This window comes from Waterburya agarophytonicola KI4, assembly GCF_020640915.1.
GTDB lineage: Bacteria > Cyanobacteriota > Cyanobacteriia > Cyanobacteriales > Xenococcaceae > Waterburya > Waterburya agarophytonicola.
Genome location: NZ_JADWDC010000093.1, coordinates 1 through 13509, shown reverse-complemented (window position 1 = coordinate 13509; position 13509 = coordinate 1). Strand labels below are relative to the sequence as shown.

The window sequence follows — 13509 nt, the reverse complement described above, 5'->3', positions numbered from 1 at the left end:
CCAGAGATATCGACTGGCTGCTGTAGGCATGAAAACCTTACTTGGCTTCTTAAGTATCATTGCCGTTGAATTGTTACAGCTTACTTATCTCCATCGAACCCAACTCCAAGCTCCTGCCCTCGCCGTTATCAATTCCATTCAGCTTGAAGTCTTAAAAGCCAAGGCCAGCCAAAAACTCCCTCCCCTTTTAACTGTTGCTTGGGCAGTCGAGGCTGTTGCTTATCCAGGGGCTACGCATTTAAAAACAGTTCAAATATACTGTTTTAGATGACGAAGTACAGACAGTGAAAAAGAAAAGTGTAGTATACAAAGAACATTTTAAACGACTTAAATTTCAAAGCTTTTATAAGATTTAGGGTCAATTAATAATGATATTATGGCTCTAATAATTAATGTATTTAACTCTTTTAGTTACTTTGAAACTACGTCCTAAAACAACAATATCAGAACACTTTTCAGAAATAAAAGACCCAAGAATCGAGAGAAACAAGCTACATAAATTAATTGATATAATTAGCATTACTCTCTGCGCAGTAATTACTGGGGCGAAAAGCTGGTTGGATATAGAATCATTTGGACGATGTAAATATAAATGGTTCAAATCTTTTTTAGAATTACCCAATGGCATTCCATCTCATGATACTTTTAACCGAGTCTTTTCTCGTATAAACCCCAAAGAACTTGAGAAATGCTTCTCTAATTGGGTGAAGTCAATAAGTGATTTATTACCAGGAGAGCAAATTGCAATCGATGGAAAAACTTTACGTCGTTCACATGATAGAAATATCAAACTGCCGACCGAGCCTGAATGCATTCAGGCTCGCAAGCGGCAGTGCATTCCGCACAAAAAGCCATAGTAATGGTTAGCGCATTTTCTCGACAAAGAGAATTAGTTTTAGCACAAGAAAAAGTAAATAAAAAATCCAATGAAATCACCGCTGTTCCTAAATTACTAAAAGTTTTAAAATTATCAGGGGCAATTGTAAGCCTTGATGCAATGGGCTGTCAGAGGAAAATTGTGAATCAGATTGTCGAGGGAAAAGCTGATTATTTGATTACTTTAAAAAATAATCAACCAGGACTATATGAGCGAGTCAATGAGTTATTTGAATTAGCTTTATCTCAAGACAAAACAGACTTAAACTTAAGCTGTCATACTGTATTTAAATCTAGTCATGGTCGTACAGAAGCTAGATATTATCATGTTCTAAATAATGTCTCAGAAATTGTAGATCAAGAACAGAAATGGTCAGGGCTTAATTCGATTGTTCGTGTTGAATATCTACGCAAATCAAAAAAAGGTAAAATCAAAACTAAAAATAGATACTATATTACAAGCTTGTCTAAAAATGCTGAAGAAATAGCTGAATATATTCGAGGACATTGGAGCATCGAGAACCAATTGCATTGGATTTTAGATGTAACTTTTAGAGAAGATGATTCGAGAATTAGGAAAGATAATACTCCTGAAAACTTAGCTGTTATTAGGCATATAGCTTTGAATTTATTGAAATTAGATAAAAGTTCATCTATCAGTATTAAAGGAAAGAGAAATAAAGCAGGTTGGGATGATAATTATCTCCTACAGCTTGTGAAAAATTAAACACTTTTATTAATAATTTAATCGAGAAATGAGCAGAAAACAACTCTTCTCTATTTCCTATATCCTTTCTTTTGAATAAACATGTAAAAGTAGAAAATATTGACCATTTATCTAAATTTAATGCAGACATCAAGTCTTTTTTGAGATTTTAGATCGATCCAAGCCTTTTCTCTGCTTGCTTTTCAAGATTTTAATGCGTAGCCCCTGGTTGCTTATCTGGGAGGATATCTTGAACATCGTCGTAAGACTCCCATTGGAATCCAAGTTCTCTGGCGTGGTTGGTTAAAATTACACGACCTTTGTGAAGGCTGGCAGCTTGCCCGAAACACTTAACGGGAAAAGTAAGAAAGGAATACAAGTGTATATATACGAGAAGAAAACCAAGATAGATAAAGTTTCCATTGACCATCACGGAGGTTCGTTCATAGCAATTCTCATTATGAGAATGATTATCAATATTTCACGAATTCGAATTCTATGAAACCCAATTCTTTCGTGAGCGATTAAATACTTTGATGCTTTTTACCGCCTATTTACTTCAAAATGAGAATTGCTGATTTAAAACATTCTTCTATCCTGTTTGATGATTCCATTGCCAATTCTATTTTTGTTTTCTGTTTTAACTTTTCCTTTAGTCTAAACGACAGTTACTTACCCTCGAAGCTACTAACTATCCATTTTTTCTTGGAGATAAGTCTGTAATAAAGCATCAAGTTTATCTTCAGGACAACATTCAATCAAGGCTTCAAAGGCTTCGTAAAGTTTAGCTGCACTATCGCCCAATATTGGTGTAATTCCCCAAACATCTTCTACCCACTGTTGGGCTTTTTGATCGTCAAAGATCATTCTTTCTAGTAGTTGTTTGGCTTCTGTTTTGGAAAGAGACATAGTTAATTAGAACTAGATTAACAATCTTTAATTATTAAGTATCGGGGATTGATATGCTAAAGACAAAATATTTTTTACCGAAATCATTAAAATGTTCAATACCCTCAGTTGGTCTAACCCTTGGTCGATCGCTTTGACCGTAAATTCTATTTTATTAGGAATTGCTTGGTTTTTGCCCAAAAAATTATTAACCCCCTTGGGATATCTCAACGCTTTGATTTTAGGGGTTTTAGTTTGGGGTACATTAGGCTGGCGTGGCTATCTGATAGTGATGTTTTTCTTCTTGTGCGGTTCGGCTTTAACTTTTGTGGGAATTGATCGCAAAGAAGCAGAAGGAATAGCAGAAGAGCGTTCGGGAGTTCGTGGGGCGGGTAATGTCTGGGGTTCGGCATTGACTGCAACTATTTGTGCGATCGCAACTTTATTTTTTCCTTCTCCTTGGCGAGAGTTATTGGTTTTGGGTTATGTAGCTAGCTTTTGTACCAAGCTTTCTGATACTACTGCTAGTGAAGTGGGTAAAGCTTACGGCAAAACAACTTATTTAATCACTACCCTCAAACCAGTACCTAGAGGTACAGAAGGAGCGGTTAGTCTAGAAGGTACATTGGCTGGTATTGCCGCATCAGTAGTATTAGGCGCGATCGCTTGGGCAATTGGTATGATTAGTCCTATCGGGGTTATTTGGTGCGTAATTGCTGCTTTTATCGCTACTACCATCGAGAGTTGGATCGGTGCGACACTGGAATCTCGTTTTACTTGGCTGACTAACGATCTGGTTAATTTTATTAATACTGTAATTGGTGCGATATCGGCAATATTGTTAGGTTGGATAATTTGAGATTATGTTTGCGATCGCGATCGCAAAATAGAATCAGTACAGTTTGTTTTTATGAGTGAAACTATCGTTCAAAGTACACAAATTAAGCTACCTGAAAAAAAAATTAACAGCTATCAATTTTTGGAACCCTTAACAGCTATATCTATGCTAGGTATTCATTCTCAACGTAGATTAGCGAGTTGCTTACCATACCTAGATACTCAAATAACCGTCTATCTCGAAAATGGGAGCAATACCAACCAATAACTAATAACAACCACATTCATAATCCACTTTCCCGCATGGCTTCCAAATAGTCGATCGCAGCTTGTAGTTTATCTTCATAGGAATAAGAAAACTCTTCAAACCACTTTCCTTCTTCCGAACGTAGGTTGAGATTTTTGAGCCATACTTGAGCTTTTTCTCTCATTGCTTCCTTACGTCTGCGCTCTCGCAATTTTTCTCTCTTTTGAGCTTCAACTAACTGTTCTTGACGGCGTTTTTGTTCGGCAATACGAGCTTCTTCTTGGCGTCTTATTTCTGCAAATTTTGCCTCCCGTTTGCGGGCTTGCATTTGATAATCTTGGTCGATTAGAATATTCAAGCGATCGCGATATTTGCGATCGCCTCCCACTGCATCTGGTTTAGATTTTCCAAGGTTTGCGGGTTTACTGGGAGCATTACTTGCTTCGCCTCTTCCTAATTCCAATTCAGATTGCAGCTCTTGTAACATCCGATCCATAGATGGAGATGATGCAGCATTTTGGGGTGGATGCTGTGGTTTTTGAGCGGGGGAGTTTCTAATATTCCTTCTAGATTCTCTCTTTGGCTCAAATTCCGCTTTTAACTGAGCCAGTAAATCATCCATGTTTTTATCTGACACCGCTACCACCCCATTTCTTATTCTTAATCTTTGTTTCTCAAATTATGCTGCTGCTAAAGTTTCCCTCAAAGGTTTCCAGTTAACATAGCGATCGCCACCCAACTCTAGAACAACTTTGATTCTTGGCTCGTCTTGAGTTAGATCGACTAGATATTGAATTTCTTGACGAGATAATATTTGTCCTTCTATAATCCACAGTGCCAATCCTTTGGCATCCTTTGGCAGAGTATTCAACTCGTAAGTAGCAATAGGCGGGACAAAATAGGTATCTCCTACACAGGCATCTTGTCCGATGGTTTTTTTGCCCAAATGAGGAGGACGTACACCATGTATTCTAGTCAAATAAGCTGCCAAATCTCCCAAACCTCTGGCGGTAATATTAACTGTTCGGTAGCCATAAGCTCGCAAACGCCTTTGATAGCGTCCTTCTGCACCTCCTTCTAGGGGCATATACAAACCCAAAGCACCATTTTTTTCTAAAGCACGAATAAATGATTTTCCAGTGGTAATTAATGGCATCCCTTTTTTGTCTATATTATTGATGTACCTTCAGATTATATTTTAGAAGATCTTTGTCTATAGAACATCAGAAAATTGCTACTTGCGACTAATTAACTTCAACAACGGGTAGCGATGGCATAAGTAAAGCTTTTATTTAGCATTAAGGCGATCGATATTTAATGTTTCTCAGTTAGTTTATTTTTCTTGTCGATCAGGTTGATAATAGAATTATAAATGATAAATGTTTACGGTTCTTTGATTTCGCCAGTATAAGCAATACCAATAATACTTAATTTCCATTTATCGGGTTCTTTTTTACTAGGAATAGTTTTGTTGAAACCTATTTCAAATTCATCGGGATATTCTTGACAGATAGAAATTGAGACGGGAGTAAAATCCGATGATGGCTTAAATTTACGCAAAGGTAGAGCAATTAAATTAATTACATTTTGTGGCTTAATCTTATTTACCCAAGAAGAATAAGAACTAGTCAAAATCTTTTGATCGCCAAATTTAATTGTAATAAAACCGTCATTGAGATCGGATTTAATAAAGATTGCTATCAAACTTCCCTCTAACAAAAAATTCAAAGAGTTACCTGAATGTATAGTAAAGTTTCTTTCTCTGAAAACTGTGTTTTGATAGATCGATATTTTAGGTTTGTCTAAGAAAAAATCTCCTTCATCAAAGTGATCTAAGAATTTCAAGTTCTCAAAATTATCTGGATAAATAGGCGATCTATCTGCTATGTAGTCTAACTTTTTTTGATGCTTAATAGATTTAATTATACCCAGGCGATCTAGTTCCTCTACAATTGCTTGAGAGACAATTTGTACTCCTTCGGGCCTAGTATAATGAGCGTGATCTTTCTCGCTATATAAAGACTTAACAAAATCCAATCCTGCATCTTTACTTAATAACTTGGTTAAATTAATTACAGGTAAATTATATTGCTTACTAATGGATTCATATAATTCAGATAAATAGCAGTGATTATCGTAATAGTCTGCTAAATTTATGCCAAAAATAAGAATAACAATCAAGCAATTGGGATTAGATTTTTTAACTTTTCTAATAAAACCTTCTAGAGCTTGACCAGCTAATTCTAGAGAATACTGCTCTACTTCAATAGCGTGGCGATCGTTAACGCAATATTCAAAAAATATAATATCGCTTTCGGCAGCAATATTATGCCTCTCTTGCTGTATCGTTCCATAAATATTGGGTACGCCACCTAAAGAATAATATTTAAGAGAAGTATCAAGAGAGAGAGCTTCTCCCAGATAGCTATCCAAATATTTAGCGTAACCTCTCCTCATTACAGAATTAGAACCACCAACAATAGCAACCTTAAAAGCCGATTTCTTATTAATACCTAAAAGATTTTTGAGAAACATTTAAGTTTTACTAAAATAAGTAACAATAATATTACTACAAATATAACATTAAGATTATATTAAATATAATTGACAAGCTTAACAAAAACAAATTTTATCTATGCCAACTTTTGTCAAAATAGAACAAGGAATAGTCAATAAAAAGACTTTCGATCAATATGTTGCCAGTCATAAAGATTATGTCCGCCAACTAATCGCCAAAGGACATCAAGCAAAAACTGGTTATTGGGGAGAATTGGGCGGAGGAATGTTAATCTTTAGTGCTGATTCCCTACAACAAGCAAAAGATATCGTGTCTCAAGATCCTCTAGTTGTTAATAACTGTGTAATTTACGAGCTACACGAATGGTGTATTGTCGTTGAATAAAGTTTACTCATCCAAGGGATTCCATGATTAATAACCCTCTCAGTATAGCCCCCATGATGGATCGTACAGATCGTCATTATCGTTACTTCATGCGACAAATTAGTCGTCGGACATTGCTATATACAGAGATGATTACTAGTCAAGCAATTATTCATGGCGATCGCTCTAAGCTATTAGATTTTTCTCCCGAAGAAAAACCGCTAGTCTTGCAAATAGGAGGAGATAACCCCACATTACTAGCTGAATGTGCCAAAATTGGAGCTGATTGGGGTTATGATGCTATAAATCTAAACATTGGCTGTCCGAGTCCCAGGGTGCAAAGTGGTAATTTTGGTGCTTGCTTGATGACTCAACCAGAAGTGGTTGCTGCTGCGGTAGAAGCGATGAAGCAAGAGGTAGATATTCCCGTAACGGTAAAACATCGCATCGGGGTAGATGAATGCGATCGCTATGAAGATATGGTCAACTTTGTTCGTATCGTCCGTGATGCTGGTTGTAACAATTTTACCGTCCACGCCCGCAAAGCTTGGTTACAGGGTTTGAGTCCCAAAGAAAACCGTAATGTACCGACCTTACGCTACGAAGATGTCTATCGCCTCAAAGAAGATTTCCCTAACCTCTTTATCGAAATAAATGGCGGTATTACCAATTTTCAACAAGTAAATACTCATCTCAAATTTGTTGATGGAGTAATGGTGGGGCGGGCTGCTTACGATCGCCCTTATATTTTTGCCACTGTAGATCGAGATATATATGGCGAAGATACAACTCCCAAAACACGCCACCAAATTGTCGAAGCGATGCTGCCTTATATCGAACATTGGACTAGCAAAGGTACTAGGCTTAATTCTATCAGTCGTCATATGTTACAGCTATTTGCCGAACAACCAGGTACAAAAGCCTGGAAGCGTTATATCAGTCAAAATTCTTATCTTCCTGGGGCAAATGCCTCAACTATTAGTGCTGCTTTAGCAGAAGTAGTATAGTCTAAAAATGAAAATGAACCATCAATTCTATTTTGAGTTCTCATGAAGCCATTTGTAAAACAAGCGAGTCAATCTAGGCATAACAACATAAGCCAGTAAGATTACTACTATTCCTGTCAAAATTGCCTGACGTAATAAGTAGGGCAACGCTCCTAAATAAGGACCGAAGAGAGAACCCACAACAGACACACATACAAATACCAGCACTTCTCGAAAAAAATGAATTCGCGACTCTGTATCAAAACTGTGCAAGACCCTATTAATCTATGAAAGTTACATTAAAATCTCAAGAGAGATATTCAACTAGAAGCTTAACTCCCTCAAAATATCTCCCAAATTGAATGCAGGTTCACTTTCTACTGGAGTTTCAGGATTAGATGGTGGTGAAATTGGAGTTGCCGAATTAAATATAGGTTCGACATAAAAAGCAACTCCGCCATTACTTTCTAGCTGATAGTCTGGCAAGTTTGCTATTACGCTGTCTCTTTCTACAGTAGAAGAAGTATAGAAATGAGCATCGATAACAGGATTATAAAAACGGAATACGGGGGTAGTATTTTCGATCTGCTCAGTATAGCCATAATAGGCAATACCCTCCAGTTGATAGTTAGGTAAATTTGTCTCAATAGATTCTCTTTCTGCTTCGGAAATAGTATAAAGATGAACTCCAGTATTAGTGTTGAGGAAACGATAAATAGGTGCAACACCTGTTAAAGAATCATCAGCAGGAGCGGAATTGTAAGGCGTACCTTCCAAAACATAGTCGGGTTGAGTTGCTAAGATATTGTCTTTTTCTACTTCATTGGCGGTGTAAAAATGTACTCCAGTATTGGGAATAAAAAAGCGATATACAGGTTCTCCTTCTAAAGTATCTCCATCATTTTCAGGAGGAGTATCGGGATTATTATTAATATCTTCTTGGGTTAGAACAAATTCATAAGCACCAAGATCGACGGTATCGTTAAAAATTCTAGTATTACCACCAAAATCCGTGTTATCTAGATTAGGAATATTTTGAATCGCACTATTATTACCTACATCTATCCCTGGCGAATCTGACTGCAACCCAAAATTCAAGTTACTAGGGTCAATAAATAAGGGATCAGTATCAATGATATTTTCTCCCGAACCATCAAAACCTCCTTGGATAATACTGTTATTAATTGTCAGGTTTCCTTCTTCTTCAAAGAAAAAAACGTTACCATCAGCTGTAGGATTTTGGTATACGATACTGTTACTTATATCAATAGGAAATCCACTCGAACCAAAATCATCTTGATATAACACTCCTCCTGAATCGGCTTGATTATTGTAGAAAGTATTATTAACTAAATTATAATCAACGGAACGCAGTCCTCCTAAAATGAATATTGCACCTCCAGACTCACTCCTATTACCAGTAAATAGAGAGTTAGTTATATTGCCTAAAGTACCACTAGTATAAATAGCACCACCTCTATCGGCATTATTATTGATAAATGCCACGTTGTTGATATTTAATTCCGAGTCATTGAAAACTGCAATTCCGCCTCCGCTATTTTCACTAAAATTATTGGCAATAATTAGATTATTGAGATTGGCTTCACCATCATCAAAAGAGTAAATACCTCCGCCACTGATATCGCCTGCAGAAGAGCCATCATCTCGTTCAAATCTGCTGGCATATCCTTCGACAACAAAAAAGCCATCAAGAACAGTGAAAAAGCTGCTAGTATCGCTTATATCAACAACGTGAACGCTATTATCAGCAATATCGTTAGGATTGCCAATATTACCGCTTAGGACAGTGGAGTTTGCTTGCCAGTCTCTTTCTCCACGTTCGGTTTCTCCGCCAACAAAACCACCGTACACTTCTACCCGATCTGGAATTACAAAAGATATTTCGCGATCGCCATCTGTAGTAGGCAAATAAGTTCCTGCTGCCACCCAAATTTCTTGTAATTCATTGGCAGAATTTAAAGCTGATTGTAAGTCGGTATAGGCATTTTCCCAGGATGCACCACTATTATCCCCTGTAGCGTTTTGGTTAACATAGATAACAGATCCTGGATTATCGATATTGATGCCATTTTCCTGAATAAATGCTGTTTCCTCATTCATAGCTTTGACTTGATTAATGAAGCTGTGTTGAGGCAATAAAAATTGCCTTTCTAATAGAAGGATAAACGATCGCACCTTTTCTCATTTCAAGGCGATCACAAATATATATTAAAGTTTATTTAATTAAGACTAAGAAGAGATAAGAATCAGCTTATGATACTTGTGATTAATTACCTAACCAAATCGAATCAATTTACCTGACAAATGAGGGACTTCTCCCATCAACAGCATTTCTAAAGCAGCTCGAATATGATTGGCATTGGATGGACAGCCAGGCAGATAAACATCTACTTCTACTACGTCGTGAACTGGCTTTACCTGTTCTAACAAAGCTGGTACTATACCTGGTTCGTGAGGTATTTGATTCTGGATATCGGCAGCCTCAAGGTAAGAACGCTGTAGAAAAGGTTCGGGATCGCCAAAAGGATTGCGTAAAGCAGTTACGTTACCAGTTACCGCACAGTCACCAAAAGATATTAAGATTTTAGAGCGATCGCGCACTTTTTTGATTAACTCTAAATTATCTTCATTCGCCACTGCACCCTCAACCAAGACAATATCTACTCCTTCAGGATATTCTTTGATGTCTGCAATCGGACTGTAGACTAGTTCTACTTGAGTAGCCAAATCGATCAGCCATTCATCAAGATCTAAAAAGGACATATGACAGCCAGAACAGCCACCAAGCCATACTGTTGCTAGTTTTAGTTTGTTCATTATGTTGGTTAGTGGTTAGTTGATAGTTCAACAGAATATTACTCAGCACATGAATTCAAAAGTGTAAGGTAGTTTGGGAAATGGATGATAGTTTCTGTCTGCCACCTGTTGCCATTCTTCAAAGAGCGATCGCGGAATATCTATACGCGCAGTCTGGTTATTTTCTAAAGGAATTTCTAAGGTTAGATCGGCGGTTGACAATCTGGGAAAAATATTTTTTAGGTTGTACTGTCCAATACTTGGCAGAGGCGGATTTTCTAGAAAAATGTCCGTCGCTTCATAGCTTTTGTTGGCAGTACCGATCTTTAGCGGAAGTTGCGATTGAATATTTGCCGAACTGTATAGTCCAGACAAACGCAGATTTAAAGATGTAACTTCAGGAGAATCGGCTTCTGTAAAAAACATTACGTCCCATTTATGCCCCGAATCATCGGTTAAAATTTGCTCGGAACGACAATGAATCTGTCCTGGTGCAATATAGGTTTCGGTAACAGTCGCTATTACTGGTTTGATAGTCAGTAAAGCGATAATCAAAAATAAAGCTAGGGTAATAAAAACAAAAGCAATTCCCCATTCAAGATCTCGCAGAATACGGCGCATCATTATATTCACCTCCGCGAGTTAAAGTATCCATTCTTGGTTCTTTCTCGCTGTATTAATAAATTCCAGTTTGTCACGCTCTTTGGTCATTTCCGATACAGTCGTGCCTTGGGCAAAAATCGCGCCTGTCGGACAAGCCATCATGCACTTTCCACAAGAAGTACAGCTATCAGCAGTCCCCCAGGGTTGATTTAGGTCGGTAATTACATGAGCATTATGCCCTCTACCTGCCACGTCCCAAGTATGCGCTCCTTCAATTTCGTCACAGACTCGAACACAGCGAGTACAGAGAACACAACGATTGTGGTCGATACCAAAGCGATCGTGGGAAAGATCTACCGTGCGTTGAGGAAACTGATAGTTTAAATGGACAGAATCCATGCCCATTTCTACTGCCAAATCCTGTAATTCACAGTTTCCATTAGCTACGCATACCGAGCAGACATGATTACCCTCAGCAAAAAGCATTTCGATTATCATTCTGCGATATTTTTGCAACTTTTCGCTGTCGGTTTTAACCTCCATTCCTTCAGCCACTTTAGTTACACAGGCAGGTTGTAGCTTATGACTGCCAGCAATCTCAACTAAACACAAGCGACAAGCACCAACATCAGATAATCCTTCCAAATGGCAAAGAGTCGGAATATGGATACCTGCATCCCTCGCAGCTTCTAAAATGGTCTCCGATTCTCTGGCACTGACAAGGCGATCGTTAATAGTTAGGGTTTTGACTGCCACTTTTTTTTACTTACTTGTACTTACAAGTTTGTTATATACCAAGAGTTTGAGAAAGTTGTGAAACTTTTGAGGAGTCAGAAGTCAGGAGTCAGAAGGTAGGCAAGACAAAAGATATATTTTTAGCTTTTAAATCGTTGCTCAAAAATATTCTCAGATTTCTCAGCACTTTAAAAGAATGATGATGTTTGTGGCGATCGATGAAAAAGTTTAACGCTTCGCAGTAATCACAATCGATCGCATCGTTCTTTAAATCAAATCCAACCTCTTCAAGCTGCATTTTTCGCTCAGTATTGAAGCTAATTGCGATCTCTGATATTAGTACAGAGTCTTCGGAATCTTTATCTAGCAATACTCCTACTTCATGTTTTAGTATACGGCGACTATGTTTGGCGACCGCCTGATATGCTAGCTCTTTTAAAGTAATTGTCCTGTTGCTATCGGTCATTTGAGATAACCGCTCACTGTTCGGGAGTAAAGTTAGTATTGTCCAAGAGTTCTTTTTTAGACTGTTTTAGTTTTTGCCAGAGGTGCTTGATTTCTTTGTAGGTATCATCAGGCGTAATTTTGCCGTTCGCTTCTAAGTTACAAAGGTAGGATACCTGCTGGGCAAACTCTTGAAGGTTAGAATTAAAGGCTAGATTGACAGGTGTAAACTCACCGTAGTAATTGCCAATGGGATACAGCATATTACCTTTGACATCCGATGGGTTTTGCATTGCTAAATCCTCTACAACTCTCTACAGCTTTAATGATGGATCGATAAGTTGAGAAAGTTGTGAGCAGGGTTTCTCGTGATTAGCAAAAATAAAAGTATCTAAAATAGAGGCGATCGCTCGTACTAGAGCTAATAGTAAAAAATCAGCTTGATAATTGAAAATGCCAGCAGCATTAAGAATAACTTTAACTACGAATGTATTTTTCCTTCTTCCCTATTCCCCTGAGCAATCCTCTTCCTGCGATCGTCATTTTACTTTTGTCTATAGCTGCTTTAAAAAAAGATGGTTTGCTGATGTGGATCGGCTACTGTTTGACTCTAATAACCACAATATTTTTTGCTTTTATTGGCTATGCCCTTTGGCAAACGCCTCAATGACTGCCGAAGATTTTTGGAATGGTTGGTTGTTAGTTTTTGGTAGGCTTTTAGCTAATCAAAGGCGATGTCGGTGTTTCATAAGCACAATTGCTTGTTACTCGCTTTTTATCTTGGGCAAGCTAATACCAATTTTATTATAAATCAAATTTGTATTTTTAGATTCAAAATAATAGTTATTAAAAGCAAGATTATCAGTAAACAAATATTTCATTCAACTATTATTTAAAGCAAAAGGTAGTATATTAAATATAGAAGCTAATTAGAGCTTCTCCTGACAGAAACAACAGGTTAACTCACAGTCAAACAAAGGAGGTTAAACAATCTGTTTTATTCAATATCTGTCTCGTTAAATGAAAACAACAGCACTCAACTAAAAAGCTGATATTTCCTTATTTGGTAAGAAGAGAGTTAATTTACTTAGTAAAGTTAAACGGTAAAACTCTAATTTAAATCGATTAGAAAAGGAAATTACTTGGTGATAATAGCTTGGGTGTTGTTGTTTTAGTATATATTTTTGTAATCACAATTAATTAGAGCCTGTCTGAATTCATTTCCCGTGCGATCGCTGTTGATAATATAAGATTGCAGCAAAATATAGTCTTGGGCATGAGCGATCGCGTTTAACATTGCTGTATAGGTTTGCTGCCCGTCAATTAAAAGTTCGATAGTAGTATTTTGTTTAAATCCACGATAGAAAATGTAATCTAAGGGAGGAGATAGCAAAAATCGCTTAATTTTTTCGGCTTCCATTACTGGAAAATTAACCTGACTTTTCCCGCTAAGTCTGAAATGCAGACTAGAAGAGCATAATAGTCTTGA

Annotated in this window: 15 protein-coding genes and 3 pseudogenes; 6 read left to right on the top strand and 12 right to left on the bottom strand. The window is 37.3% G+C overall.

The window, feature by feature from the left end; genetic code table 11:
- Both I4641_RS21655 and I4641_RS21650 read left to right on the top strand, forming a co-directional pair.
- Positions 1 to 229: pseudogene (locus I4641_RS21655) on the top strand (IS4 family transposase); the annotation flags it as partial.
- 187 nt (positions 230 to 416) lie between these two features.
- Positions 417 to 1603, top strand: a pseudogene (locus tag I4641_RS21650) (ISAs1 family transposase).
- A gap of 666 nt (positions 1604 to 2269) precedes the next feature.
- Here I4641_RS21650 and I4641_RS21645 read toward each other — a convergent pair.
- Positions 2270 to 2491 (bottom strand): hypothetical protein, encoded by a 222-nt coding sequence (locus tag I4641_RS21645; protein ID WP_229642672.1) that lies wholly within the window; start codon positions 2489 to 2491, stop codon positions 2270 to 2272.
- Positions 2492 to 2582: 91 nt separating this feature from the next.
- On the opposite strand from I4641_RS21645, the gene I4641_RS21640 reads away from it, so the two are divergent.
- Entirely contained in the window at positions 2583 to 3329 is a 747-nt protein-coding gene (locus I4641_RS21640) for a TIGR00297 family protein (protein ID WP_229642671.1), read from the top strand.
- Between the two features lie 262 nt (positions 3330 to 3591).
- On the opposite strand, the gene I4641_RS21635 is transcribed toward I4641_RS21640, so the two are convergent.
- The 3 genes from I4641_RS21635 to I4641_RS21625 all read right to left on the bottom strand — a co-directional run bounded on the left by I4641_RS21635 (position 3592) and on the right by I4641_RS21625 (position 6089).
- Positions 3592 to 4191: a salt stress protein, Slr1339 family gene (locus I4641_RS21635; RefSeq protein WP_229642670.1), complete on the bottom strand. Its 600-nt coding sequence runs from the start codon at positions 4189 to 4191 to the stop codon at positions 3592 to 3594.
- 42 nt (positions 4192 to 4233) lie between these two features.
- A complete protein-coding gene (locus tag I4641_RS21630; RefSeq protein ID WP_229642669.1) occupies positions 4234 to 4710 on the bottom strand; it encodes an NAD(P)H-quinone oxidoreductase subunit N in 477 nt (158 codons plus the stop codon).
- Positions 4711 to 4937: 227 nt separating this feature from the next.
- Positions 4938 to 6089, bottom strand: coding sequence for an SGNH/GDSL hydrolase family protein (locus I4641_RS21625; RefSeq protein WP_229642668.1), 1152 nt, complete (start codon positions 6087 to 6089; stop codon positions 4938 to 4940).
- Between the two features lie 100 nt (positions 6090 to 6189).
- On the opposite strand from I4641_RS21625, the gene I4641_RS21620 reads away from it, so the two are divergent.
- Positions 6190 to 6456: a YciI family protein gene (locus I4641_RS21620; protein WP_229642667.1), complete on the top strand. Its 267-nt coding sequence runs from the start codon at positions 6190 to 6192 to the stop codon at positions 6454 to 6456.
- Positions 6457 to 6479: 23 nt separating this feature from the next.
- Positions 6480 to 7442 carry a tRNA dihydrouridine(20/20a) synthase DusA gene (gene dusA / locus I4641_RS21615; protein WP_229642666.1) on the top strand — a complete coding sequence of 321 codons (963 nt, stop codon included), beginning with the start codon at positions 6480 to 6482 and terminating at the stop codon, positions 7440 to 7442.
- Positions 7443 to 7469: 27 nt separating this feature from the next.
- Here the strand turns inward: dusA and I4641_RS24485 are convergent, their stop codons facing one another.
- The 7 genes from I4641_RS24485 to I4641_RS21585 all read right to left on the bottom strand — a co-directional run bounded on the left by I4641_RS24485 (position 7470) and on the right by I4641_RS21585 (position 12313).
- A complete protein-coding gene (locus I4641_RS24485) occupies positions 7470 to 7649 on the bottom strand; it encodes a hypothetical protein (protein ID WP_500814683.1) in 180 nt (59 codons plus the stop codon).
- A 96-nt stretch (positions 7650 to 7745) separates the two neighbouring features.
- Positions 7746 to 9542 (bottom strand): choice-of-anchor Q domain-containing protein, encoded by a 1797-nt coding sequence (locus I4641_RS21610; RefSeq protein WP_229642665.1) that lies wholly within the window; start codon positions 9540 to 9542, stop codon positions 7746 to 7748.
- A gap of 174 nt (positions 9543 to 9716) precedes the next feature.
- Positions 9717 to 10259 carry an NADH-quinone oxidoreductase subunit B family protein gene (locus I4641_RS21605; RefSeq protein WP_229642664.1) on the bottom strand — a complete coding sequence of 181 codons (543 nt, stop codon included), beginning with the start codon at positions 10257 to 10259 and terminating at the stop codon, positions 9717 to 9719.
- A 42-nt stretch (positions 10260 to 10301) separates the two neighbouring features.
- Positions 10302 to 10862, bottom strand: a complete 561-nt coding sequence (locus tag I4641_RS21600) for a DUF3122 domain-containing protein (protein WP_229642663.1) — start codon at positions 10860 to 10862, stop codon at positions 10302 to 10304.
- A gap of 18 nt (positions 10863 to 10880) precedes the next feature.
- Positions 10881 to 11597 (bottom strand): bidirectional hydrogenase complex protein HoxU, encoded by a 717-nt coding sequence (gene hoxU / locus I4641_RS21595; RefSeq protein ID WP_229642662.1) that lies wholly within the window; start codon positions 11595 to 11597, stop codon positions 10881 to 10883.
- A gap of 88 nt (positions 11598 to 11685) precedes the next feature.
- On the bottom strand, positions 11686 to 12042 hold the full coding sequence (locus I4641_RS21590; RefSeq protein WP_229642661.1) for a hypothetical protein: 357 nt from the start codon (positions 12040 to 12042) through the stop codon (positions 11686 to 11688).
- A gap of 13 nt (positions 12043 to 12055) precedes the next feature.
- Positions 12056 to 12313, bottom strand: a complete 258-nt coding sequence (locus I4641_RS21585) for a DUF7219 family protein (RefSeq protein WP_229642660.1) — start codon at positions 12311 to 12313, stop codon at positions 12056 to 12058.
- 194 nt (positions 12314 to 12507) lie between these two features.
- On the opposite strand from I4641_RS21585, the gene I4641_RS21580 reads away from it, so the two are divergent.
- Positions 12508 to 12690, top strand: a complete 183-nt coding sequence (locus tag I4641_RS21580; protein WP_229642659.1) for an exopolysaccharide biosynthesis protein — start codon at positions 12508 to 12510, stop codon at positions 12688 to 12690.
- A 501-nt stretch (positions 12691 to 13191) separates the two neighbouring features.
- On the opposite strand, the pseudogene I4641_RS21575 reads toward I4641_RS21580, so the two are convergent.
- Positions 13192 to 13509: pseudogene (locus I4641_RS21575) on the bottom strand (hypothetical protein); the annotation flags it as partial.